The organism is Halobacillus sp. B23F22_5 (genome assembly GCF_043497085.1).
Lineage (GTDB): Bacteria > Bacillota > Bacilli > Bacillales > Halobacillaceae > Thalassobacillus.
The window spans coordinates 57,186-83,114 of sequence record NZ_JBIEKI010000003.1; the positions used below are offsets into that span (position 1 = coordinate 57,186).

The 25,929-nt window shown below is 42.1% G+C and carries 25 protein-coding genes and 1 pseudogene; 5 read left to right on the top strand and 21 right to left on the bottom strand.

All coding sequences use genetic code 11. The features are described 5' to 3' along the window. Positions 1-307: 307 nt before the first annotated feature. Positions 308-1,639, bottom strand: coding sequence for a CoA-disulfide reductase (locus tag ACGTN9_RS05710; RefSeq protein WP_499591394.1), 1,332 nt, complete (start codon positions 1,637-1,639; stop codon positions 308-310). Between the two features lie 23 nt (positions 1,640-1,662). Beyond that, positions 1,663-2,592 (bottom strand): RluA family pseudouridine synthase, encoded by a 930-nt coding sequence (locus ACGTN9_RS05715; protein ID WP_499591395.1) that lies wholly within the window; start codon positions 2,590-2,592, stop codon positions 1,663-1,665. A gap of 122 nt (positions 2,593-2,714) precedes the next feature. Here ACGTN9_RS05715 and ACGTN9_RS05720 point away from each other — a divergent pair, with 122 nt between their 5' ends. Continuing rightward, the gene (locus ACGTN9_RS05720) at positions 2,715-3,044 is read left to right on the top strand and encodes a four-helix bundle copper-binding protein (RefSeq protein WP_499591396.1); all 330 of its coding nucleotides are present in this window, start codon (positions 2,715-2,717) and stop codon (positions 3,042-3,044) included. Positions 3,045-3,105: 61 nt separating this feature from the next. On the opposite strand, the gene ACGTN9_RS05725 is transcribed toward ACGTN9_RS05720, so the two are convergent. Continuing rightward, positions 3,106-4,221 carry a D-alanyl-D-alanine carboxypeptidase family protein gene (locus ACGTN9_RS05725; RefSeq protein ID WP_499591397.1) on the bottom strand — a complete coding sequence of 372 codons (1,116 nt, stop codon included), beginning with the start codon at positions 4,219-4,221 and terminating at the stop codon, positions 3,106-3,108. Between the two features lie 190 nt (positions 4,222-4,411). On the opposite strand from ACGTN9_RS05725, the gene ACGTN9_RS05730 reads away from it, so the two are divergent. The 4 genes from ACGTN9_RS05730 (at position 4,412) to ACGTN9_RS05745 (ending at position 6,865) form a co-directional block, all read left to right on the top strand. After that, on the top strand, positions 4,412-5,425 hold the full coding sequence (locus ACGTN9_RS05730) for a F510_1955 family glycosylhydrolase (protein WP_499591398.1): 1,014 nt from the start codon (positions 4,412-4,414) through the stop codon (positions 5,423-5,425). Positions 5,426-5,509: 84 nt separating this feature from the next. Next, positions 5,510-5,809 (top strand): rhodanese-like domain-containing protein, encoded by a 300-nt coding sequence (locus tag ACGTN9_RS05735; RefSeq protein WP_499591399.1) that lies wholly within the window; start codon positions 5,510-5,512, stop codon positions 5,807-5,809. Between the two features lie 185 nt (positions 5,810-5,994). Next, positions 5,995-6,609 carry a class I SAM-dependent methyltransferase gene (locus tag ACGTN9_RS05740; protein ID WP_499591400.1) on the top strand — a complete coding sequence of 205 codons (615 nt, stop codon included), beginning with the start codon at positions 5,995-5,997 and terminating at the stop codon, positions 6,607-6,609. 67 nt (positions 6,610-6,676) lie between these two features. Next, positions 6,677-6,865: a hypothetical protein gene (locus tag ACGTN9_RS05745; protein WP_499591401.1), complete on the top strand. Its 189-nt coding sequence runs from the start codon at positions 6,677-6,679 to the stop codon at positions 6,863-6,865. Between the two features lie 145 nt (positions 6,866-7,010). Here the strand turns inward: ACGTN9_RS05745 and ACGTN9_RS05750 are convergent, their stop codons facing one another. From ACGTN9_RS05750 to ACGTN9_RS05835, 18 genes and pseudogenes are all read right to left on the bottom strand, one after another. After that, positions 7,011-8,015 (bottom strand): multicopper oxidase family protein, encoded by a 1,005-nt coding sequence (locus ACGTN9_RS05750; RefSeq protein WP_499591639.1) that lies wholly within the window; start codon positions 8,013-8,015, stop codon positions 7,011-7,013. Positions 8,016-8,057: 42 nt separating this feature from the next. Further along, positions 8,058-8,545: pseudogene (locus tag ACGTN9_RS05755) on the bottom strand (multicopper oxidase domain-containing protein); the annotation flags it as partial. 127 nt (positions 8,546-8,672) lie between these two features. Beyond that, complete coding sequence (locus ACGTN9_RS05760; RefSeq protein ID WP_499591402.1) at positions 8,673-10,784, bottom strand: heavy metal translocating P-type ATPase; 2,112 nt, start codon at positions 10,782-10,784, stop codon at positions 8,673-8,675. Between the two features lie 22 nt (positions 10,785-10,806). Then, a complete protein-coding gene (locus tag ACGTN9_RS05765; protein ID WP_499591403.1) occupies positions 10,807-11,070 on the bottom strand; it encodes an SHOCT domain-containing protein in 264 nt (87 codons plus the stop codon). A gap of 130 nt (positions 11,071-11,200) precedes the next feature. Then, complete coding sequence (locus ACGTN9_RS05770) at positions 11,201-11,467, bottom strand: FAD/FMN-containing dehydrogenase (RefSeq protein ID WP_499591404.1); 267 nt, start codon at positions 11,465-11,467, stop codon at positions 11,201-11,203. Between the two features lie 74 nt (positions 11,468-11,541). Then, positions 11,542-12,222: a response regulator transcription factor gene (locus ACGTN9_RS05775; protein ID WP_499591405.1), complete on the bottom strand. Its 681-nt coding sequence runs from the start codon at positions 12,220-12,222 to the stop codon at positions 11,542-11,544. Continuing rightward, on the bottom strand, positions 12,215-13,606 hold the full coding sequence (locus tag ACGTN9_RS05780; protein ID WP_499591406.1) for a sensor histidine kinase: 1,392 nt from the start codon (positions 13,604-13,606) through the stop codon (positions 12,215-12,217). The genes ACGTN9_RS05775 and ACGTN9_RS05780 overlap by 8 nt, the downstream gene beginning before the upstream one ends. 23 nt (positions 13,607-13,629) lie before the next feature. Continuing rightward, positions 13,630-14,361, bottom strand: a complete 732-nt coding sequence (locus ACGTN9_RS05785) for an urease accessory protein UreH domain-containing protein (RefSeq protein WP_499591407.1) — start codon at positions 14,359-14,361, stop codon at positions 13,630-13,632. 945 nt (positions 14,362-15,306) lie between these two features. Next, complete coding sequence (locus ACGTN9_RS05790) at positions 15,307-16,491, bottom strand: PDZ domain-containing protein (RefSeq protein WP_499591408.1); 1,185 nt, start codon at positions 16,489-16,491, stop codon at positions 15,307-15,309. Between the two features lie 184 nt (positions 16,492-16,675). Continuing rightward, on the bottom strand, positions 16,676-18,199 hold the full coding sequence (locus ACGTN9_RS05795) for a S41 family peptidase (protein WP_499591409.1): 1,524 nt from the start codon (positions 18,197-18,199) through the stop codon (positions 16,676-16,678). A 128-nt stretch (positions 18,200-18,327) separates the two neighbouring features. After that, on the bottom strand, positions 18,328-19,692 hold the full coding sequence (locus ACGTN9_RS05800; RefSeq protein ID WP_499591410.1) for a murein hydrolase activator EnvC family protein: 1,365 nt from the start codon (positions 19,690-19,692) through the stop codon (positions 18,328-18,330). Between the two features lie 74 nt (positions 19,693-19,766). Then, entirely contained in the window at positions 19,767-20,663 is an 897-nt protein-coding gene (gene ftsX, locus ACGTN9_RS05805; protein ID WP_499591411.1) for a permease-like cell division protein FtsX, read from the bottom strand. After that, on the bottom strand, positions 20,653-21,339 hold the full coding sequence (ftsE, locus tag ACGTN9_RS05810; protein ID WP_499591412.1) for a cell division ATP-binding protein FtsE: 687 nt from the start codon (positions 21,337-21,339) through the stop codon (positions 20,653-20,655). The genes ftsX and ftsE overlap by 11 nt, the downstream gene beginning before the upstream one ends. A gap of 282 nt (positions 21,340-21,621) precedes the next feature. Continuing rightward, positions 21,622-21,981 (bottom strand): cytochrome c551, encoded by a 360-nt coding sequence (gene cccB / locus ACGTN9_RS05815; protein ID WP_499591413.1) that lies wholly within the window; start codon positions 21,979-21,981, stop codon positions 21,622-21,624. 64 nt (positions 21,982-22,045) lie between these two features. Further along, a complete protein-coding gene (locus ACGTN9_RS05820; protein WP_499591640.1) occupies positions 22,046-22,912 on the bottom strand; it encodes a YitT family protein in 867 nt (288 codons plus the stop codon). Positions 22,913-23,120: 208 nt separating this feature from the next. Beyond that, positions 23,121-23,999: a UTP--glucose-1-phosphate uridylyltransferase GalU gene (galU, locus tag ACGTN9_RS05825; RefSeq protein ID WP_499591414.1), complete on the bottom strand. Its 879-nt coding sequence runs from the start codon at positions 23,997-23,999 to the stop codon at positions 23,121-23,123. A 68-nt stretch (positions 24,000-24,067) separates the two neighbouring features. Further along, positions 24,068-25,516 carry a sodium/pantothenate symporter gene (gene panF / locus ACGTN9_RS05830; RefSeq protein ID WP_499591415.1) on the bottom strand — a complete coding sequence of 483 codons (1,449 nt, stop codon included), beginning with the start codon at positions 25,514-25,516 and terminating at the stop codon, positions 24,068-24,070. After that, positions 25,513-25,785: a DUF997 family protein gene (locus ACGTN9_RS05835; RefSeq protein ID WP_499591416.1), complete on the bottom strand. Its 273-nt coding sequence runs from the start codon at positions 25,783-25,785 to the stop codon at positions 25,513-25,515. Before ACGTN9_RS05835 ends, panF begins: the two co-directional genes overlap by 4 nt. Between the last annotated feature and the right edge of the window lie 144 nt (positions 25,786-25,929).

Consider the following 25,929-nt stretch of genomic DNA (forward strand, 5'->3'; position numbering starts at 1 on the left):
GGGCTGGTTACACAAGTATGATTTCGTGAATTTCCTATGGCAAGGTCCGAGGGGAACGGCGAGACTCCTGCGGGATGAAAATGACAGGTGAGACCCCGGAAGACGAAGTCTGAGGAGGCTCAGCGCATGCCCGCGGAAAGGGAGTCGTTCCCCATCGGACCATTATTCAGATAAACGTCTCGAAATCGAGTGTTCCGTTAAACGGCCCTATAATTAAATAAGCCTCTTCTGAAAATTCAACAATAATATTTAACAAGCCAAAATTAAAAGAGGAATAGGAACCTCAGTCATACCGACTGAGGTTTGCTTATTTCGCTTTACGAGCAGCCTGCTGTACCGGATCCCACACCCCGTTATATGGTGGGGCATAGGACAAGTCAAGATCGAGCAGTTCTTCGGTCGTCATTTCATGAAAAAGCGCTGTGGCCAGTACATCAATCCGTTTATCTACTCCATCACCACCGATGATTTGCGCTCCAAGCACTTTAAAATTTTCTTCATGATAGGTAAGTTTCAGCGTCATCTTCTCTGAGTTCGGATAATAGCCGGCTGAATCTGTCGCCTTGATGGTGATACTCTTATGAGGAAGGTTCATCTGTTCTGCTTCTGTTTCGGAAATTCCAGTCCTACCCAAAGTCAAATCACAAAATTTAATAATAGATGAACCGACTACGCCTTTAAAAGCTTTTGGACGTTCAGCCATATTCAATCCGGCTATGCCACCTTGTTTGTTGGCATGGGTTCCTAACGGAATATAGTCATCTATTTTCTTGATACGGTTGTATTGTGTGGCACAATCACCAGCTGCGTATATATCCTTTATGTTTGTCTCCATATAAGCATTGACCTGGATCGCATCTTTAATTGTCAAGTAGATGCCCGTCCCGCGTAGAAAAGAAGTATTAGGAGCTACACCTACAGCAACCAGGACAAGATCGGTATCATAAGTTCCTTTATCTGTAACTACTTTTTCTACCCTTTCTTTTCCTTCAAAGCCTTCAACATTTTCTTCTAGATTCAAGGCGATGCCTTGTTTTTCTGCTTCTTCATGAATTAAAGCTGCCATATCTTCATCAAAGATCTTAGCAAGCTGGCTGCCTCGTTCGATAATTCTTACTTTTTTATCAAGCTGTACAAAGCTTTCTGCCATTTCCAGTCCGATATACCCTCCGCCAATGATCGTCACATTATTGATTTCTTTGTTCATATAATCCATAATCCGATGTGCATCTGGAATTGTTTTCAACTGAAACACCCCCGGAAGTTCCACACCTTCCCACGGCGGACACACCGGGCTTGCACCAGTAGCTACTAATAAACGATCGTAGTTTTCCTGGAATGAACCACCCGTTTCCAGATTGGTTCCATAGACCACTTTTTGTTCACAGTCGACTCGCGTAACTTCATGTCTGGTCCGTGCATCGATTCCATATTTCTCCCGGAAAGCTTCTGGTGTCCTGGCAATCAAATTGTCTGTTGATTCTACCTCGCCGCTTATCGCATATGGTAAACCACACTGTCCGTACGAATAAATATCGCCCTGCTCAAGCGTGACAATTTCATGGTTTTCACTATTACGGACAATCTGCATTGCTGCACTCATTCCGGCCGCATCCCCGCCTATGATGACGTATTTCATTATGCAAGCCCTCCTTTTTACGATTAAAAATTAGCTAGTTTAATTAGTTCCTGCTGAAAAATTTCTGGTACACGATCACTGGAAGCTGCTGATACTGAGATCCTTTCCTCTGTTATCGGGTGGAGAAAAGAAATCTTCGCTGCATGCAGCGCCTGTCGCTCATATCCATCATTATTCTTTCCGTATAGTTTATCGCCCACTACTGGGTGACCTTGATGATTCATATGTACACGAATCTGGTGCGTTCTTCCCGTTTGAAGCTTCAGCTTGACAACACTGACATGGTGCTTTTTATCGTATCTGACCACCTGATACTCGGTCACTGCCTTTTGACCACCTGGTGAAACTCGCCTTCTGCTGGGGTGATGACGGTCTTTTCCAATTGGCAAATCGATGATCCCCTGTTCCTTTTTAATCTGCCCATGTACCATGGCAAGATACGTACGGCTGATTTTTCTTTGTTCCAAATGCCGATCTAAAACCGCACCTGCCAACGCATGTTTAGCAAACAGAACAGCTCCTGAAGTTTCTCTATCCAGGCGGTGAATATGTCTTACTTTAGTCTCTACCCCATTTTCCTGAAAATAAAAAGCTACCCCATTGGCAAGCGTACCAGTCTGTCCCGCTTCATTGGGATGGGTATCGACACCAGCAGGTTTATTGACCACAAGCAGATGATCATCTTCATATACTATTTGCATGTCTAATTTGTCGGGAATAATCCCAAACTCCTCTCTTTGGAATAGACGAACCTGAAGACGATCTTGAACTTTTAACTGAGTAGACCAGGGAAGCTGCTCTCCGTTTACCGTGGCATCCTTATTCATACGAAACTGATGCAACAGTTTTTTTGGTGTCTTCCAGACATGCTTCAATAGAGACTCGATCGTTTCCCCTTGCCATTTTTTAGGAATTACGATTTCCAACCATTCTCCTTGCTTTTTCATCTCCATATCGCACCAACTTTCTAAGAAATTATTTTTCGGACTATTTTCCCAATTAATGCTAATTTGGTTTATTTGCTTTTTTTATTGGAAAAGTAACTTATGTAAAATAAAATTAGGAGGTATTTGTGATGAGTCATGAAAAGTATTCAAGTGTCATCGAAGTCTTACATGAATGTATGGAAGCTTGTAACCATTGCTACACATCCTGTCTTCAGGAAGACAATGTAAAAGCAATGGCAGAATGTATTCGCTTAGATCGTGAATGTGCTGATATTTGTGCATTATTCGAACAGGCTCTGACCCGTGATACGCCTTATGTGCAGGAGTTTGCCCAACTTTGTGCAAAAGCATGCCGTGACTGCGGTGACGAATGCGCTAAACATGACCATGATCATTGCCAGAAATGCGCAGAAGCTTGCCGTAAATGTGCAGACGAATGTGAAAAGTTAGTTTCATAATACATGAAAAAAGCTGTCACGGAAAAGGTTAACGAGCTTTTCCAGTGACAGCTTTTTTTATTCATTTAGAAGAAAAGAGACTGGCGAACCATTGGAAAATGGCATCTTTCCAGGAAGAGTTCTCTTCTTCTCCATCCTCATCCTTTCTTTCATCAACCGGTTCCCCGCTTGCTTTAGTTACTTGTTTTAACTCTTCTGTTGTCAGAATTCCATTGTCTGCTTCAATCAGTAAATATCCTTTTCTAGTCACTTTTTCTGTAATTTCCGTTCCCTTTTTCTTTGTATAAGAAAGGGATTCTTCCAGTTCATACTCTATCCCATTTTTTTCATAAGTAGTTCCCGCCGGGATCTTTGCTGACTCATAATTTTCAAATCCATAATCAAATAGGGCACCAGCTTCCGTGTAAGATTGTTCTGCATTCTTTGCCCTCAGTACGACAGCAATCAATTCCATACCCCCACGTTCAGCTGTACCAACCAGTGTATGTCCGGACTTCGTAACCCAGCCGGTCTTTACCCCGGTGGCATCGTCGTATCGCCACAGCAGGCGATTGTGGTTGATGATGGTGGTCTCCCATTCTTCCCCTTTCCATTCTAATTCTTTTGTTCCCACGATTTCTTTAAAAGTTTCATTTTGCATGGCGTATTGGGTGATTTTTGCCATATCTCTTGCCGTTACATAATGATCTTCATCAAATAACCCATGCGGATTTTTAAAATTGGAATTTTCTGTACCTGCTTTTTCTTCAGCAAAAGTATTCATTACCTGGGCAAAGTTCTCGACACTTCCGCCCAAATGTTCAGCAATTGCAATTCCCGCATCATTACCTGAGTTCATCAGCAAGCCTTGGACCAATTTCTTAAGTGGGACTTCCTCCCCTTCCTTTAAGTATACTCTGGTGCCATCCACATTCCTTGCTCTCTCACTGACGAGGACTTTCTCGTCCAATTCCCCCTGTTCGATGGCGATGATGCCGGTGAGAATCTTTGTTATGCTTGCAGGATACATTTTATTATCACTATTCTTATCGAATAATACTTGGCCGCTTTTTCCATCCATTAAAATAGCAGCTTCACTTTCTGTTGCAGGCTCTTTATCCTCTGCTGCTAATCCCTCCTGCAAGGGCAAGGTAAACAATAGCACAAAAATCATGACAGGAATCCATATCCGGTTCATTATCATTTCCTCCAGCTTTCGTCATATTCTGACACTTCTCTTTCCTGATTATATACGATGAAGGTTGAGTTGAAAAAGGAAGATGCAGGAAGCGAGGTTCAACGTAAAACAAAATCATATTTTCTGCATAAAATCTCCACAAAAATTAAATATAATTTCTCTATGTGATTTTTTTAAAAAGGAGATGCTTATGATTAAAAAACTATTACTTATAACGAGCCTCAGTATAGGCCTAATCCTTACTGGCTGTAACCAAACTGAGGAAGGAAGCCAAACAGAAGAAAATACACAGATCGACAAGACAGAACAAACAGATACACAAAAAAGTAAGTCTAACACACAATCTAATGATGATATGGCTGAATTTCTCCAGCCTTTTGATGGTTCTGTCAATCATGTCCATGGTATCGGCTATATGAATCCTGAAACTGGGGTAGCATTTGCCTCCCATACTGGACTCAAATTTTATAAAGATGGGAAATGGCAGGAAACAAAAGGCCAATATAATGATTACATGGGATTCACTGCGGTTGAGGGTGGTTTTTATACTTCCGGACATCCAGGTAAAGATTCGGACTTGCCCAATCCTTTAGGGCTCAAGAAAAGCTTTGATGGTGGCCAAAGTATGGAGAATTTAGGATTCGAAGGAGAAAGCGATTTTCATACGATGGGAGTCGGTTATAAAAATCATGCCATCTACCTTATGAACATGGAGCCGAATTCCAAGCTTGAGGCAGGGTTCTATCGCAGTTTAGATGATGGAGAAACGTGGGAGTCCGTAGCTGCTGACGGATTAAGCACCAGCCCTTTCGCTATTGCTGTCCATCCAACGGATGAAAATATTATTGCTGCTTCCACCCAGAACGGTGTTTATCTAAGTGAAAATGGCGGGAAGTCTTTTGAGCCGTTGAAAGAAAACACCCAGGGCACAGCACTATATTTTGAAGAAGATACGTTATATTACGCCACTTATTCCAATGAACCAACTATGGAAGCCGTAAGTTTAGAGGATCGTTCCACGGAAACGATCTCCTTGCCTGATATCGGACAGCAAGCAATCTTGTACATTGCGAAAAACCCGGCTTCTGATGAGGAGTTCACGATTCTTTCCAGCAATGGGGAGACAGACAATGCCTATAGAACTACCGATAAAGGTTCAAATTGGCAGCAAATCATCGACAAGGGAAAGCCGCTTTCCAAGTAATAAAATTGTTATAAAAAAATACGTTTCTCCTTATACCTGTAGAGGTAAAGCTATTATATAGCAAATCATAAGGAGGTATTTTAGATGGCAACAAAAATCAACCCAGAGGTAGCAGACGAGAAACGCAACCAGGCTGATGTCGAAGTACTCGATGTACGGACCGATGAGGAAGTCGAAGCAGGCATGATTCCAGATGCCATTCACATTCCTCTCGACCAAATTGAAAATAAAACGGACGAGCTAGATGAAGATAAAGAATATATTACTGTCTGTGCTTCTGGAAGACGCAGTGACCAAGCCGCAGATATTTTGAATGAACAAGGCTACCAGGCTCAAACGCTGGATGGCGGCATGCACGAATGGAACGGAGAAGTCACGCAATAAAGAGATTGTAAAAGCTGGCGATTAGCCAGCTTTTGCTGTTTCTGACGGAGTAAAGGGATACATAAGCTTGCCTTTTTTGAAAATTTGGGATTCATCTGTAAGCATCGCTCACTCATATAATCCCAATTGTCTAGTTACTTCAACTACAATCGGTATACTCAAAATAAAAGGGGGATAATAGTTGCATGAATAATAAACAAACAGAAACTATTAAACGAAGGTATAACCGTATTTCCAGCGTATTCGATGTAATGGACCGGATGATACGTGACAAATGGCGGGAAGAACTGCTCCAGCACGCACATGGCAAAGTGCTTGAAGTTGGTGTTGGTACAGGTTCTAATCTGAAATTTTATCCCGAACATGTAGAAGTTACTGGTATTGATTTCAGTCCAGACATGCTGGAAAAAGCTAGAAACAAAGCAAGAAAGTTGCCCCAATCTTTTGATTTGATCGAAATGGATGCGCAACAAATGGAGTTTCCGGACAATACGTTTGATACAGTTGTGTCTACATGCGTTTTTTGTTCAGTCCCTGATCCGGTTCAAGGCTTAAAAGAAATTCGCCGGGTCACCAAAAATGAGGGTAAAGTTATTATGCTTGAACATATGCGGAGTGATAATGAAATCGTCGGGAAAGCAATGGATATCTTAAACCCGATTGGCCTGAATATCGTGGGAGCAAACATCAACCGTAAAACGATGGAAAATATTGAACAGGCAGGCATGAAAGTAGAAAACGAGGAATTCCTGATGTCTTCTATTATGAGAAGACTAATTCTCTCTCCTAATAAACAATAAAAGTGGAGTAACTGGAGTACAGGCACACAGTGACAGCGTAGAAACAAAAGTCAACAGTGAACAGCACATGGAAATGATGAAAGAAATGCGAGATATGATGCAGGAAACTAATGCTCAAGTCAATTATGGCCAAGTAAAGAAAGCGATAGAAGAAGTAAACTCGGACATGACAAACAAAGAAATCAAGAAAATGATGGCGTCTATGCATGGTACGCATGCAGCCAAACCAAGCGCCAACTTTGAGCCAATGAAATAGAAGAAACAACCTCTTTAGAATATAAAATTTCTTTAGGGGTTGATTATTTTTCAGGTCTTATATTTACCATTAATAAAGGTTATTAAAAAGACTGTCCCATCAAAATTTGTGGGACAGTCTTTTATCCTTTATTCAGTTCTCATAGTTATTGTGGATGATTTTCATACTTTCCACCGAGTTCAAAAGGAGAATAAACTCCCTGGTAATCAACGATCGTTACCATACCGCGCTCCGCATGATTGTTATCATGACAATGAAACAGCCATTCCCCTTTGTTATTCGCTTTAAAATAAACCGTATATTCTTCACCAGGCTTTACATGGATCAGGTCTTTGACGATAGGGTTGTCTAAAGCCGTTCCATTTTTAGATACGACCTGGAACCGGTGGCCATGTAAGTGCATAGGGTGGTTCATTCTGCCAGAATTCGTAATGTTCACTTTTACGATATCACCATCTTTAACTTTGAGGGGAGGGGTTTCCGGGAACACTTCATTATTGATTTGGAAGGCCATTCCCTGGCCCATATTCATTCCCATACTTAAATCCATATTGTACGTGACATCAGGATCAGGTGTCTCTTCAAATATCAATTCTTCACTTCCATAGGTAACACCAGTTGCTATTTCAGAGCTTGAAGCAATGTTTATCTGGTTAGATGGATGATCAGCATTTTCTTTTGTCACCACGGGTATTCTCATATCTTCTGCATTTTCAACATTTGTTTTTTGTGCAATGACTTCTGATTCACTATTTTGTTTCGTATATTCGACATCTATTCGCTCTCCTGGCGCAATTTCCAATACATTTGAAGAACCTTTCTTTCCATTTACCTTTTCTGCATCATTGGCGATTACCTTCATCGAACCCTTTGGAAAAACTAACTGGTGCTGTTGGAAACCTGCATTCACGAAACGGAGCCGCGCTGTCTCTCCTTTTTTCATCACAAGTGGCTCAATGCCTTTTCCAGATTTTCCATTAACGGTGAAAGTATCATACATTTGCTGTGTATCAGCTTCTCCATTGCCGGACATGGCCCCCATCATCATACCGCCCATATTGGACATATCTCGCTTTTCTTGATTAACCGCCCATTCATCAAGGATGTAAAATTCATCGCGATCATATTCTTTTTCTTTTTTCTCAACCACCAGGGAGCCATACAACCCTTTATCTACCTGGGTGGAACTGTGCTGGTGGGAGTGATACCAATAAGTGCCTGCGTCATCAGCAATATATTCATAGGTAAAGGTTTGCCTGGCTGGACAGCATTCTGAGTAAGACCCGGAACACCATCCATTTTATTTGGCAGCAGGACGCCATGCCAGTGAATAGTAACCGGGACATCCAGTTCATTTTTCAGATTGATGCGTACGAAGTCTCCCTCCGTCACACGTAAAGGTTCCCCGGGCACTGTTCCATTATATGTCCATGCGCTCACTGTTTCACCATTTCCTAACTCCCATTCTGTCTCCTGAGCTGTCAGGTCGAAAGATTTTACGGCTCGATCTCCAGCCTCCTGGTTGCCTACATCTAAAATACTAATCCCTTCCTCTTCCAAAACACCTTCAGGTAAAGACTGGCTGCTGTTGTTTTTATAATAAGGGGAATTAAAAAATAGAACGACCCCGATGCCTAATAATATAAGAATACTGACCGATCCAATAATTTTCCTGTTCATTTTGCTTCACCTCATCATATTTTTCTGACTGTACAATTAGTACCCGAAAACATTGCAGATATCGTGCAGACTATGTAAATAAAATATGAAAGGCTGTGCAAGAATATCTCTCACACAGCCTCTCTTATTAAGCTTTTAATAGTTTTGCATTGATTGCCACAATAACGGTGCTGAGACTCATCAGTATCGCTCCAACTGCGGGGCTCAACAATAAGCCCATGAACGCCAGTGCACCCGCCGCAAGTGGTATGGCAATAATGTTATAACCAGCTGCCCACCATAAATTCTGTACCATTTTCCGGTACGTCTTCTTCGATAGGTCCATAATACTTACCACGTCTTGTGGGTTGCTTTTTACTAATACCACATCAGCTGTTTCCATTGCCACATCAGTACCGCTCCCGATAGCAATTCCTAAATCAGCTGTAGCAAGAGCAGGAGCATCGTTGACGCCATCTCCTGTCATGGCAACCTTCCATCCTTTCTGCTGAATTTCTTTGACCTGGTCAGATTTGTTATGCGGAAGTACTTCTGCATAGACTTCTTCAATTCCTACCTGTTCTGCCACCCAATCTGCGACCTTTTGATTATCACCTGTCAGCATAATCGGGTGGATATTCATTGCTTTCAATTCAGATATGGCGTCTTTGGCAGAATCCCGGACCATATCTGCTAACGCAATCATACCTATCAATTCATCTTCGACCACTACGAATACTACCGTTTTTCCCTTTTCAGAAAGGGAATTGAATTGTTCCTTATCATAGTCAAACGAACGCTCATTAACGTAAGCGGGACTGACGACAAGGACTTCTTTTCCTTCTACCGTTCCTTTCAACCCTTTCCCTGTCATCGATTCAAAGTCAGATACTTGTTTCAACTTCAATTCTTTTTCTTGGGCTTTGTGAATAACTCCCTCTGCAAGTGGATGCTCGGAGTTCTGTTCTGCACTGGCAGCCCATAGCAGCACATCATCTTCGCTATGAGAACCTTCAGGAATAATGTCCGTAACCCCGAACTCCCCTTTTGTCAGGGTACCGGTTTTATCAAAGACAACAGCATTCAAATTACGGGCACCTTCAAAGTTAGTACGATTTCTTATTAATAGACCTTTTCTTGCAGAAATAGAAGTGGATACGGCTACCACCAATGGAGCTGCTAAACCAAGCGCGTGCGGGCAAGTAATAACCATAACCGTTACCATCCGCTCTAACGCCACATCGAATGCGTAGCCCAATGCCATCCAGATGAACAAGGTACCGAACCCTGAAGCTAATGCGATATAAAATAACCACTTAGCTGCACGGTTAGCAAGATCCTGGGCTTTGGACTTCGATTCCTGGGCTTCTTTTACTAAGGTAATGACCTGAGAAAGATAGGTGTCATCTCCTGTCTTCTGCACTTCGATTTTCAGGGAACCTTCCTGGTTGACTGCCCCTCCGATAACCTCTTCATCGACATTTTTTTCAACAGGCATAGATTCTCCGGTCAGCATCGATTCATCAATAGCTGATTTCCCTTCGGTAATGACACCATCTACCGGGATTTTTTCACCTGGTTTTACTAAAACGATATCACCAGTGCTCAACTCAGAAACAGCCACATCTTCAGTTTCACCATTTTCTTTGATACGGTGCGCTTCATTCGGCATCAGCTTGACCAATTCTTCCAAAGCATTGGAAGCTCCCATGATGGACCGCATTTCGATCCAATGGCCTAACAGCATGATATCGATTAACGTGGCAAGCTCCCAGAAGAAATTCTTTCCGCTCCATCCGAATACGACGAGTGAACTGTAGCCATAAGCGACGAATATCGCTAACCCGATCAAAGTCATCATACCAGGGTTTTTCTGCTTCAGTTCACTGATACCACCGGTAAGGAATGGCCAGCCACCATAGAAAAATACAATAGTAGAAAGACCGAATAAGATCCATTGATCAAATGGAAATCTCCAATCTACTCCAAGGAAGCTTTGAATCATTGGAGATAATATTAATATCGGCACGGTCAATAATAACGAAATGTAAAATCGTTTCTTAAAATCGGCTACCATGTCTCCGTGGTCGTGATCGTGATGATCATGGCCACCACCATGTCCTTCATGGTCCTCATGTTGATCATGTTCTTCTTGGCCATCATGATGCTCCTGGCCATCGTGATGTTCATGATTAACATGCTCTTCGTGATGCTGATGAGGCTCCTGATTTTTTTCTTGCTGCTTTTCTTTATCAGCCATCATGATGCTCCTTTCACTTGGATTATTGTTCTAATTTACGCTTCAAGCGGTCGTATTCTTCTTCAGAAATTTCTCCTCTTGCTAATCTTTCTTTCAACGTATCGAGAGACTTATTACTCGAGGTATGGTCCTGTTTATTATTGGAACCTGGTTTCATCATCCAGACCACTATGGCAATAATAGCAATGATGATCAGAATCCAAATAAATCCGAAACCAAAAAAACCTCCCATCCCTCCGTTCATTCCGCCGCCATTCATCATAAATATCTCCACTCCTTTTTTCATGTTCACATTATACCCATTCCACGGTAGGTATTATCCTAATCATAAATATATATGAAAACAGACAGTCGAATAAATTCAACTGTCTGCCATTTTGAATAAAGAAAGAAGAGGAATTACCCTTCCTTCTTATTTAAAAATTATTCATCATACCTCTACCGGCATTACCCGGTCCGTTCGGGCCGTTTTGGCCATGGCAATCCTGGTACATGTCTTCTAATTGTGAATCATTGAAGTCTGGATGCATTTTTTTCATAAAAGGAAGCATTTCTTCAAAGCTTCCCTGCCAGAATCCTTGCCCTGGTCCTTGTCCTGGTCCATCCCCATGAGCCAAAACGACATTTCCAAGCCCTAGTACTAAAGCTATAGCTGTTATCCCTGCCAACAATTTCCGCTTCACAACCATCCCTCCTTTCTTACGTTCACTTTATCCTGTAATTATGGAGAAATCATTGAGAAGACGTGACAAATTTATTAACTTTTCGAGGGGTGTATCCATTTATAGCCGACACCCCATACCGTTTGGAAATAATCATCGATCGGAAACCCTGACTGTCTTATTTTTTCCCGCATATTCCGTACGTGGGAATCGATGGTTCTTCCTTCCGTATCAGAGTCAAATCCCCATATCAGTTCAATCAACTGATGACGGTCATAAACACGGTTCGGATGTTTCATCATATAACCAATGATCGCAAATTCTTTCGGCGTCAATTTGATAGGCTTTCCCTGATAAGTAAGTTGATGATTGTCTCCATCCCATTTTAGCCCATTAATGTCTACACTGTTTTCTTTCCCGGTTCTCCTTAATAAGGCTTCCATTCTGGCAGTCAGTTCATCTGCATCAAACGGCTTGGTAATATAGTCATCTGCCCCAAGCTTCAATCCTTTGACGATATCCTCCTTTTGCTCCCGTGCTGTCACCATAATGATGGGCACTTCAGAGATTTCCCTGATTGATTGGCAAACTTCCCAGCCGCTCATTCCGGGCATCATGATATCCAATAGGATGATATCAAACGAAGTTTTCCTCACCTTTTCCACCGCTTCTTCTCCAGAGACAGCCTGTTCACATTGAAAGCCTTCAGGTGCCAGATACAGCCGGAGCAGATCAAGCATCCGTTGTTCATCGTCTACTAATAATGCCTTAGCCATTATTTTTCCCTCCTGGCAGTTCCATCATAAAAGTCGTTCCTTCCCCAAGGCTGCTCTTTACATTTATCTTACCGTCATGCAGCCGGATGATTTCTTTTACAATCGCCAAACCTAATCCAGATCCACCACTTGCTCTGGAACGAGATTTGTCTACACGGTACAGCCTGTCAAAGATAAATGGTAATTCCTCAGCAGGAATGCCGCTCCCTTCATCACTTACATTCACCACGGCTGCCCCCTGTTGCATTTCAGATGATATGCGTATTGTTGCTCCAGCTGGCGAATGTTTTAAAGCATTATCCAACAAGTTGAGCATGATTTGTTGAAAACGTTCCGGATCCACGAATGCTTCAACATTCATGGGGCAGTTCAAGTCAAGCTTCACCTTTTTTTCTTCAAAGACTGGATGCAGCCGTTTCACTACCTTTTCTAAAGACTCACACAATTTCACTTGCTCTGGTACGATAGAAAATTGATTTTGATCCATTTTAGCTAAAGCAAATAGATTTTTGACCAGTAATGTCAATTGTTCAGACTCTTCCTTTAAAATATCCAAGTAATGTCCACGTTCTTCCGTGGATAAACTGCTACGGCCGGCAATATCTGCGTATCCTTTGATATAAGTAAGCGGAGTCCGCAATTCATGGGCAATATTCGCTAAAAAATCATTACGATCCCGTTTCAAATGCTCTAATTCGCTGGCTAATGTCTGGATAGCGTTGGCAAGCTCACCTAGTTCATCTTTACGGCTGGTTGCTTCAAGTGAAATGTCAGTTTGGCCTGTACTCATCCTCTCGGTTACTTGTTTCATATGGATCAAAGGCAAGGTTAGGAAGCGTGTTAAAATAAATATTGTAATAATTGTCAACAAAACCGTAAGCAAGCCGATGATGACGAATTGTCTGGTAAGCTCATTTACAACGCTTTGAACAGCGTCAGAAGGAGAAAACATATAAACGTGACCTACTAATTCTCCCTCTATGACTATAGGAGACACCGTTGCAATATAAGGAGCAGTTCTCCATCTATCTTCAATGACCTTGCCAGCATGGCTGATATTTATAGAGTTTTCATGATCAATCAGTTGAATGATTTCATTTGTAGCTTCCGTTGATTTAGAAAGGACTTCTCCATTTTTTCCTGTAATGATGACATCAGTGGCAGCTTCTGTTTCCATTAAAGCTACATGATTCAGGGTGATGTCATCGAAACTTTTTTCCAGCACGTCTCTATGGCTGCTGCCTCGGGCAAGCAACCCATCTAATACCTCATCCACCTGGTTGGAAACGAGGTTAGTATAAAGTACAGAAAAAAGCAGCACCTCTACAATCATAATGAACACAAAAAATATCAATGCTACTTTTAATGAGAGTTTATTCAACATAATAACAGCCTCTATTCTTTATTCTACCAATACGTAAGCGTATCAAAAATTCCTACAATTATTAGTAGTATACCAGCAATACGCTGTACTATTGTACCGACACGACGGCCTTTTCTTAACAGGTTACCACTTAAACCGAAATAGGCAATCACCCCGATGAAAATCAACAGAGGTATGGATGTGCCGACACCGAAAACGGTCGGCATAATGGCACCATAAGGTGTGGCTACTACAATCGGCATCAATGTAAAGAAAAACAACACGAACATGGTCGGACAAAAAGCCAATGTAAAGCCGGCACCCAGAAAGAAGCTGCCCCATGGTGACTGCTGATTCGTTAAACGCTGTGGTATTTTAAATAAGGTCACCGTCTTATTGAATTTTATCCAACCTAATAAATAAATGCCGATCATCACTAATAAAGGGCCTATCGCTTTTCTCATCCATGGAAACATCGCCTGCAAGTCCTGGAATATATCCCTTCCGAGCCACCAGAAGATAAATCCCAGCCCAGAGAAAACGATGATTTTCCCAATTATGAACATTCCAATAGAACCCCATGGTATTTTTTCACGGAGTGATTGATTACCATATATGGTCATTGCACCTATATTGCTTGTCAATTGGCATGGAGCAGCTGCACCTACAAGTCCAAGCACTAACGCATATAATAACGGCCACTCCTTTACACTGTATGACAATTGGATAACCGGTTCCATCACTACCCTGCTGATCCAGTTCAATATCTCATACATTACCGGCACCCCCTTATTATGACATTTTCAGCTTAGTAGTTAAATTTGCAGAAACCATGCATTTTCCTATAAAAGTTTTATGAAGATAGTTGCAAAAAAAAGATGCCCAGTAAATGATAAGGACATCATTGAAAACCTATATTCAATTATAGGGCCGAAAAGTCGAAGACTTGATTTTGAGATACTTCGGGTCCGTTGCCGAGTCAGGAGTAAGGGCGGCTGGGAAACGATTCGCTTTCCAGCTTCATCGCCTAGACACTCGCGACATAAGCAGTCCATCAACGGGAAGAAAGACCCCTTCCCTTTTGCTGTTCTGCTTATGCGTGTCGTGTCTCCCAAGGCGATTACGCATTCATTTCTTTCCTGTGGGGGAGCTGGCAAGCCTCCTCGGTCGTTTCACGACCTGTGGGGTCTCGCCTAGCCCCTTCTCCCACGGGAGTCTCACCGTTTCCCCGCCACCCTATCCTTTTTTGTGATGAACGAACCCTACTTTGTAAGAACATCTTCCACATTCACTGCATGACAAAGCTCAATGAATCAGGAAGCAAGCCCTCTTTGTAGCTGTTACTATGGTTGAATGATTCTACCTACCCATGTTTCCGTTCTTTTATAAACGCAAGGAGGTCCGGGAAATTGCGAGACTCCTCGAAAATGCTACGCATTTCCTTCGTGCGGTGTTTATTCAAGAAGCTTATTCAAAGTCCTATGGGATGAACATGATCGGTGAGATCCCGCAAGGCGAAGCCTGAGGAAGCTCACCACATGCCCACGGAAAGCGATCCGTTTTCCAAGCCACCATAATTTGCTACCTAAAGTCTCGAAACTGAGTCTTCAAGTAAAGGGAGCTTTAACTGTAAAATTAACACTGAGATTTAAAAGTTCTGTAAATTAAAATTGACACCATTCTTTTACACTCTGATTGCTGGAGCCAGTTTTCTATTAATTTTAATGTGAGGCTGCTTTTCTTCTGACATTTTCTTTTACAAATAACAAGCCTAACTCATGAGGATCGTTCTCATACATAGCACGTTGGGTAAATCGGATTTCTCCTCTTCTATCCCGGACTTCAATTTTACATAGTGCCCGATTCACCTGCAGAGCGTAATAAAACTCCTCTTCATTGGTCACTTTTCTTTGGTTTATGCGCTCAATCTGATCTCCTACCTCTACCCCCATCTGGGCGGCCGGGCTATTTTTAATCACCCCAAGCACCTTCAAGCCATCATCATTGGCAGAAAAGTAAGTACGCTTATTATCACTGAAATGATGGAGCATATGGACAAACGCTTTACCGGCTACTGCAACTCCAACTGCCACGAAAGTCAGCCACTCCCACCAATAACTTGCAAGAATAAGACCGGATACCATTAAGGCTACTAAAAACAAACCACCACCTAACTTCTTAGCAGCTGCTACAGGGTGCTGGCCTTTAGTCTTTACTTCAAAGCCTGTCATCAATGGTACCAGCATCAATCCATAACCATTTCCAGCTATGTCAAGTAACGGCCACCATGGCATAAACGATGTGATAGCCCCACCTGGAATCAATACAAAAAAGGGAATCAAGCCAAGCTTTTTCAAGCGATGTTGGCCTATCCATTTCCCTCGTGAGCCTGCTACTAATTCAGGAAAGGTCTCTTTATGACTTAACCAGAGCATCCAAAAAGCTTCTACAAATAAAAGCACTGCCAGAATCACACCGACACCGGTGAGTGAAACAGCCCCAAACATCTCTTGCCATCTATCAGGCATGATAGTAAGAGATAAGCTTGGTAATAAAAAAAGAAGACCATAACTGACAGCAAGCGTATAAGCTGCAGATAATAAACTCAAGCGCATCGTTAAGCTCACCAGCAAAATCACCGTGCTAATTAATAGAATTACTGGATAAGGTATGACGATTCCAGCCCCGACCATTACAACCGACAAGATTCCTCCAGCCACAAAACCAATCTTCCAGGTGCCCTTCAGCTCGGAAAATATATCAAAGACACGGATACCGAACATGCTTCTTTCTTTCGTTATTCTCTTCATAGAAATGATAATTCCGAATATAAAAAACCAGTAGAGGAGCGGTTGCATTAATAATCTTCCTAATACATTCGTTAACTCTTGCAGCCAGACTTCCACGTTCCATACCTCCTTATGTACATTAGAAAAACTTGGCTTATCGCCAAGTACTAATGGCGAAAGCCTTAGTATTTTCTTATACTTTAACCATTTATCAAAGTTAAACTTTCTTAAAGTGCAAAAAAATATCCGCAGTCAGTGACTACGGATATAATTCGCTATCCATTTGTTAAATCCTGCTTTTCTACTGGAATAAAACATCCAGAGCTTTCTCCATCTGTTTATCATTCTTGCCGTCACGGATCAGTTCCACAATTTTAGCTTCAATCGAACCGCCTGTTTCCTGATCGATGACACCTGTTGCTTCAAGACCTTCCTCTTTTTGGAAATTCTTTACCGCTTTCTCTGTACTCTTATCAAAATAACCATCCGTACGTTCCAGTTCATAGCCGAGCCCTTTAAGCATCAATTGGACATTCTTTATTTTTTCACTATTTTGATCGTATTTCAGTGGCTTCTCTATTTCAACTGGATTCGTATAGAAGTATGCAGGCTGCTTTACTTCAATGGTCGGTTTAACGCCTTTATCGTGAATCCAATTTCCATCAGGGGTCAGCCATTTATACAAGGTGATTTTGATCGTACTGCCATCCCCCATTGGGATCGCCTGTTGCACCGTGCCTTTACCAAAAGTAGTTTCACCGACGAGTTCATACCCGCCTGCTTCTTTCATAGCAGCAGCCAATATTTCCGATGCTGACGCGCTGCCTTCATCCATAAGTACTGTCACTGGATAATTTTTCTTTTTATCTGTTTTGGAGAAATAACGTTCTTTTTCCCCATTCTTATCTTCGACTTGTACATATGGCACATCGTCCGGGATAAAGTTCTTCAAAATTTCCTGTACATCCGTAAATAAACCGCCAGGGTTTCCTCGAACATCGATGATTAAACCTTCCATCCCTTTATCTTCTAACTCATTCAAAGCTTTTTTGAACTCATCAGAGGTCTTCTCTGAAAAAGAAGTGATTTCAATTACTCCTGCCTTTTTTCCATCTACTTCTTTTATTTCGGAATGCACTGTTTCTAAAGGAATATCGTCACGTACGATTTCTATCGTAAGCGGATCGGAGACACCTGGTCGATCAATTTTCAGACTTACCTCTGTGCCTTTTTCTCCTCTGATTTTCAAAACAGTTTCATATAAGTCCAGTCCTTCAACACTTTCTCCATCTACAGCAAGAATCTGGTCATTCGGTTTCAAGCCGGCTTCTTCAGCTGGTGAGCCTTTTATAGGCCCCACGATCGTCACTTTGCCATCAACCATGCTGACTTCCGCCCCAATTCCTTCAAAAGAAGATTCAATGGATTGATCGAACTGCTTCATTGTTTCTTTATCCATATATACACTATATGGATCATCCAGGGTTTCGAGCATACCTTGAATCGCACCTTCAATAAGCTGCTGTTTTTCCACATCCTGCACATAATTTTCCTGGATGATATTGTAGGCCTGCTCCACTTTCTTCATGTCTGCTGAAGCGTTGCTATTCTTTCCATTAGAAGCCGCAAATTTTTCTAATATACTTTGCCGTTCGCTTTCGCTTAAGTCAGCAAAGCTTTCTGCTTTTTGATCTGTTTGCTCACTATTGTTCGTGGGCTCGCCCGGTTCTGATTGAGCGAGTTTGATTCCAAAATATGAACCGGCAGCTCCAAGCAGCAAAGCTGCCACCAGCAGAATGACGACATGACTTTTTTTCAAATTCATCATTTTCACCCTCTATCGTTAGGATTCCATGGGGTTGCTCGTAATTGCAGAAAAAGGCATCACACCGAATTGTGCGATGCCTTTTCTATTATAGTTTATGAACTGCATGTCCTGGTAATACCAATTACTTACTTCAGGTATGGCATTGGGTTTATGCCACCTTTATGGCTCCACTGACCATTGTGTACTTCAAAGTGTAAATGGCTTCCGAAGGACTGACCAGTATTACCCATGGCACCAATATTCTGACCAGCACCTACAGATTGGCCAAGAGAGACAGCACGGCTGGACATATGCGCATACAAGGTAGTCTTATTATACTGCGGATGGTAGATATATACAACATTACCGTAACTGCTAGAGTAGGAAGAACGGGTAACTGTGCCAGCCGCAGCTGCACTGATTGGTGTGCCTGTACCATTTGCAATATCAATTCCTAAATGGTTGCCTAAGCTGCGCATCCCATAACCGGAGCTTAAACGGCCTGATGCCGGCCAGCTGAAGATTCCGCTGCCACCTGAGCTATTGCTTGAACTGGTAGAAGCCTGTTTTGGCTGACTCTTTTCCTGCTGGGCTTGCAACGCCTCCAAACGCTCACGCTCTTTACGTGCGGCAGCTTCTTTTTCACGCTGCTTCTTCAGTCGTGCCTGACGCTCTATTTCTTTTTGACGGGCAATTTCTTTTTCAATTTGGCTTTTCTTTTGGCCTGCTTGCTGCATGGCTTTTTCAATTGCAGCAGCCTGATCTCTTAATACCTTTTCTTCTTCTTCCAGTGACATTTTATGTTCATGAAGTGATTCATGCTGCTTTTCCAGTTTCTTTAATAGCTCTTTCTTTTCTTTCTTCTGACTATCAAGTTGGGCTTTCAAATCTTCCAGTTGCTTTTTCTGTGCTTGAAGCTGCTTCATCTTTTCTTCTACTTGTTTTTTCTTCTCTTCCAGTTCCTTCTTTTCAGCAATATGGGTATCCATGATGTTTTTATCCTGGTCCATGATAGTAGTTACTGCAGTAGCCCTGTCCAGGAAATCACCGAAGTCCTGCGCACCTAGAAGCACCTCTAAGTAACTTACATTACCTCCGTTGCTTTGAAGGGATTTCAGACGGTCCGTCAATACTTCTTCACGCTTTGCAATACGTTCCTTCAACGCTTTGATTTCTTCTTTTAATTGAGCGATTTCTTCTTCTGTCTTTTTGATTTCAGCTTGCTTGGCGTCCAACTTTTCTTGGGTATCATCAAGTTTCCGATCCAAAGCAGCAATCTTCTCCTCTGTGTCTGCCTGCTTTGAAAGGTTTTTTTCTATCTTACTTTCTGTCTCACTTTTTTCACTTCTGACAGAATCTTTATCGGAGTTAATATCTCCCTTTTCCTGTTCTAATTGGTTCAGCTCTTTCTTGATTTCTTCCAGTTCACTGTTGGCAAATACTTCCCCTGTAGAGAAAAAGGTAGTTGCTGTCACCATTACTGTAGTCAAGACAGTGAAAAACTTCTTCATCTCGTAGTTCCTCCCCATATTTCAACTCTCCGTATTACGTTTTTCTATCTATTACAACGGGTAAATGATTATTGTTATACTTTCAAGAACTTACGTACACTCATGACACTTCCCCAGATTCCAATGAAGACTCCGATGCCCAGGATCAATAGAGAAAGCTGCCATGCAAATGGATCGAAAGGAAGCAGCTGGATAAACTCGAATTGGATTTTATCTCTCAGGTTGTAATATAAGTAATAATAACCTGATACCACTGCCGCGATCGGGATGATTGCCCCGAGAACTCCCAGAAGCATGCCTTCAATGAAAAATGGCCAGCGAATGAACCCGTTTGTCGCTCCTACGAGCTTCATAATGCCTATTTCCTTTTTACGGGCAATAATAGTAATTTTAATCGTATTAGAAATCAGGAATATTGCCGTCAATACGAGAGCAATAATCAAAGCAAAACCGATTGTCCGTGCATATTCATTGAACTGAAGAAGTCTTTGGACGATTTCTTCACCATAGTTGACTTCCGAAACACCTTCGATGCTTCTGATTTTATCCGCTACCGCCATGGTATTGGCAGGATCTGATGGTTTCACCACAAAAGCGTCTTTCAATGGGTTGCTTTGGTCAAACAGTTCAAAGGCTTTACCTTCATCGCCCATACTTTCAATAAGACGTTCCAATTCTTGCTCTTTAGAAGAAAACTTGACACTTCCCACGTCCGAAATCGAATTTAACTCTTTTTCGACGCGGCTGATATCTTTATCTTCCTGAAGTGTCCGATCGAGCAATACTTTAATTTCTACATCTTTTTCAACTTCCTGTGTGATTTGATGTAAATTCAACATCAGTGCAAGGAATACACCGACAAGTAGCAGGGTAGTAGTTACTGCTCCCACTGAAGAAACAGTCATCCAGCCATTACGCCAAACACTCTTGCTGCCTTCACGAAAATGTCTGCCCATTGTTCTAAGCTTCATAGCCGTAATCACCTCGATGTTCGTCACGCGCTACCAATCCATCTTCAATGGCTATGACACGTTTTCTCATTTTATCGACGATATCTTTACTATGAGTTGCCATCACAACGGTAGTCCCGGATGCATTAATTTCTTCTAAGATGCTCATGATTTCCCAAGAGGTTTCAGGATCGAGATTTCCTGTCGGTTCATCTGCGATCAGCAGCTTCGGATGATTGACGATGGCACGGGCAATCGAGACCCGCTGCTGTTCCCCACCCGACAACTCGTCCGGAATAAAGCGTGCCTTGTTTTTCAGTCGAACCTGGTCTAATACATCCATGACTCGCTTTCGAATATTCTTTGGCGACTCTTCAATCACCTCAAGAGCGAAAGCGATGTTTTCATAGACTGATAGTCTTGGAAGCAGACGGAAATCCTGATAAACCACGCCGATTTGACGGCGAAGTTTAGGAATTTTCCTTTCTTTTAGTTTAGAAAGATTTATATCGTTCACTAATACGGTTCCTTTAGTCGGTTTCTCTTCACGGAACATCAATCGTGTAAATGTCGATTTCCCAGCCCCGCTTGGACCTACAACATATACAAACTCGCCTTGAGCTATATGTACATCTATGCCATTTAAAGCCGTAACCCCATTTGGATACGTCTTATAAACAGACTGCATTTCTATCATATAAAAATCACCTTTATTTTCCTTTGTTGTAATTTTCATGGTGCTTAAACAATAATTTACCAAATCTGAACTCTGCTGGATAACCATAAATATTATAACATCAACATTCGCCTTTTTATGACACAAAATTATTACATTTTCATTTCAATATGACTTTTTATTTAACAAAATTGCAATATAAATCAAGATTCGACAAATAAATCAAGAGGAATTTCCTGTTAAAAAACATAAAAAAGCTTGAGCAACATGCTCAAGCTTTTTGCTAAGTATTACCTTTTCTTATTACTTTTGGGTTGCCAACCATCCGGCAATCATATCGGCATCTTCACCAGTAGCTTGCTCGGCAGGCATAGAGCCTTTACCATTCTTGATGATATCACGGATTTCATCTTCAGAATACTTGGATCCAATCTCTTTAAGAGAAGGTCCTGCACCACCGGATAGATCACCGCCATGGCAGCTTGCACAGCTTTCCTTGTAAGCTTGTTCAGCAGCTGCAGTATCAACTTCACCGCCACCACCGTTTTCTTCCGTGCCGGCATCGCCGCCGCCATTTTCTTCAGCACCTTCATCTCCGCCGCCACCACATGCTCCGAGAACTAGCGCTGAACCGAAAAGTACAGCCATTAACGCTTTCTTCATTATTACTCCCCCAATCGAAGTAGTTTATGATAGCGAATACACCATCAAGGATATTATAACCAATTCAGGAAGTTTTAAAACCCTTCCCTAGCACCTCTGTGGCATTCATTGCCACAACAAATGCCTCTGGGTCAATCATTTTAACAGTTTGTGTCAATTTGATGAATTCGTTCTGTTGGACCACACACATGATAACTTTTCGGTTTTGGTCTGTATATCCGCCAGAACCTTCAAGCACTGTGACTCCACGATCAATTTCATTCAAAATCGCTGCTCGTACTTCTTCGACATTCTCAGATATAATCATGACATTTTTAGAAGTATTCAAGCCAACTTGTACAAAGTCGATGGTCCTGCTGGTAGCAAACAAACCAATCAATGCATATAAACCCTCTTCGACAGAGAAAACAATGGCTGAAGTAGTAACAATCATACCATCAAGCATTGCTAAGCTTATTCCCAACGGCAGGTGAGTATATTTATGAATAATTTGAGCTGCTAAATCAATTCCTCCGGTCGAGGCTCTTCCACGAAAAACGATGCCAAGACCCAGCCCCACGCCCATGCCTCCGAAGATAGCTCCCAATAAAGGATTTGGCGTAGCTGGTGACAAGCCGCTTGTCAGGTAAACGAAAAACGGTAGAATAAGTGTTCCGACAAAAGATTTCAGTCCAAAGTTTTTACCAAGTATAATTACCCCTGTAATGAATAACGGTACGTTCAATAACCCTTGCACCAGGCCTGGCTCCCAGCCGAAGACCCCCTTTGTGATCGTACTAATACCGGCGACTCCGCCGGATGCAATATTATTAGGAAGTAAAAAGACGTTAAAAGCTAAAGCCACGAAAAAAGACCCGAGTATTACAAAGCTATATTCCAAAAAATGCCGCAGCATTTCCGGCATAGGTTCCCTGCGGTATCGTTTTGCCATCATCATCATTACTCTCCACCTCATGTATGTTCATTCTGCGCAGTAATAATCCTTCTATTCTCTATTATCTATCGCTCACGAGATAGGAGTATAACACTGGAATCAAAAGCTGTAAACGACAGCAAAATAACGTATTAACACGGTAAAGCGCATAAAAGCAACTGGACAAAAAACAAAGCTGGAGGGCATCCCTCCAGCAAGATTGATTTTACATTTTTAGTGATTCTTCATCTACGATTTTTTTCAATAGTTCCATGACATCCTCGTGCATATCTTCCCTGTTCAAGGCCATTTCGATAGTCGTTCGGATAAAACCGAATTGATCACCCACGTCAAAACGCTTGCCTTCAAATTCATATGCGTAAACACCTTGGAAGCTGTTCAAGCGCCCAATCGCATCTGTCAATTGTATTTCACCGCCAGCTCCTTCCCCCTGGTCTGCCAGCAAATCCAGTATTTCCGGAGTAAGGATATATCGCCCCATAATAGCAAGGTTAGAGGGCGCCTCTCCAGCTGGAGGCTTTTCAATAAAACTCTCCACTTCGTAGCTCCTGCCATCCTGTGATTTCGGTGAAATGATACCATAACGGGAAGTTTCTTCTTCTGGTACTTGTTTAACGCCGATAATAGATGATTCTTTTTGTTCGTATTGTTCGATCAACTGCTTCAAACAAGGGGTTTCTCCTTGGACAATATCATCGCCAAGGAGCACCGCAAACGGTTCATTGCTGATGAATTTTCTGGCACACCAAACCGCGTGACCGAGTCCCTTCGGTTCTTTTTGCCTGATATAATGGATATCCACCGCTCCCGGCTCTTTCACTTTCTCGAGGAGATCCATTTTTCCCCGTTTATAAAGACTTTCTTCCAGCTCAAAGGCATGATCAAAATGATCTTCGATTGCCCGCTTACCTTTTCCAGTCACAATGATGATATCTTCAATACCTGATGCAATGGCTTCTTCGACAATATATTGAATGGTTGGTTTATCTACTATCGGAAGCATTTCTTTAGGCATCGCTTTCGTGGCCGGTAAAAAACGGGTACCAAGGCCCGCAGCTGGTATAATCGCTTTTTTCACCTTCATAAAATATCGCCTCATCCCAACAAATGATTTCTTTCAGCATAGCAAATGACCGTACATTTAACTACTGATTAACTTTGTACCAACGACTCTTTCCCGCTCTTAGTGGTAATAAGACTAACGACCACATAACCAGCCAGTGAAAGAATGATTGGCATGACAACCGTGTGTAATCCAAATAGGTTTGGAAGGTAAAGATGAAATAATATATAGGAAAGAATTCCGATTAACATCGAAGCCAAAGCGCCGTGTTTATTCCCTTTTTTCCAGTAAAGTCCCATAATAACTGGCCAGATGAATGCTGCCTCCAAACCTCCGAAAGCGAATAAGTTCAACCATATCAATAAATCCGGAGGATCAAGTGCCATTAAAAATACGAGTATTCCAAGCACAGCAGTAATAGTAAAACTAAGCTTCTTCACCTTTTTATGTGTAGCTTTCGGTTCGACATAATTCAGATAAACATCTTTGACCACCGCTGAACTGACGACCAGCAGCAACGAATCCACCGTGGACATGATTGCCGCCATCGGAGCAGCAAGCACCACACCTGCAAGCCAGGCTGGCAGGACTTCAAGGGCAATCAACGGCATGACCTTATCTCCAACCTCAATACCCGGCAGAATAGGACGTGCAAATACCCCGATTAGATGCATATTGAGCATGATGAAACCTACCACGATGGTACCAATGATCAAAGCCCGGTGCATAGCTCTGGAATTTTTATAGGACATCGCACGAACGGTAACATGGGGAAGACCGACCACTCCCACACCTACTAATATCCAAAAAGACGATACATAACTTGCTGAAAGGTTCCCCTCAGCGCCAAATGGGGTAATCAAATTGTGGTTTTCCGCTTGAAGATCCGTCATGATACTATCGATACCGCCCCCTGCTATGATGGTAGCAATCAACAGGACAAGCGTACCGACCAGCATGACAATTCCCTGGACAGTATCGGTCAATGCTACTGCTCGAAACCCACCGAGAATGACATAAATCAATACAGAAACCGCAAAAATGAATAATGCCGATATATAGCTCAAACCAGTTAAAGATTCAATCAACCTGGCACCACCAACCCACTGTGCGGCCATAGCTGAGAACAAAAAGAGAATGATACTGAAAGCTGAAACCAGGACCACCCATTTACTCTGGTACCGTCCTTTCAAAAAATCAATCAAGGTTACAGCGTGATACCTGCGGCTCATAATTGCAAATTTTTTACCAAGAACCATCAATACAAAATAGCCTGTTACTACTTGGGACATGGCCAGCAGTACCCAGCCAAGTCCTTCTGTATAGGCCACTCCAGGACCACCGATGAAGCTGCTGGCACTTCCGTATGTCGCAATCATGGTCATCGCAAGAATTAAACCACCCAGCTGCCGTCCCCCAAGAAAATATTCCGCTAAAAACGAAGAATCGGTCGTCCTTACATATTTACTTGCCCAAAAACCAATCACAAAAATCAGTATAAGAAAAAATACAAGAGGGATCATCACCGACCAATTCATGATTCCTCTCCCTCCTCTTCCTCAAACGGGACTTCGACAAACCATAGTTTAACCACAACCGTAACAAGTACTACCATTACGACAAAACCTAATACGCAACTATAGAAAAACCAGGCTGGAAGCCCAAATATGTACTGGTATGAAGATGGGGATTTACCTCCTAAGCCATATGCAAACCCGAACCACCAGATGAAATTGAAAACTGCAAGCGCAACACCAATCCATGCTTCCCGGTGGGCTATCCGAAAGTGTTCTTTATCTTTTGACATCATAAGTCCCTCCTCTCTTTCAAAATACTTCCTATATTGTAAGTGGAAATGATAGATTTTTCATCATTAACACGCTAAAAACTTTCTTAAACGCTATTAAATATGCGAGTAATTTCCCAACTACCCCTAAACAAAACCAATAGA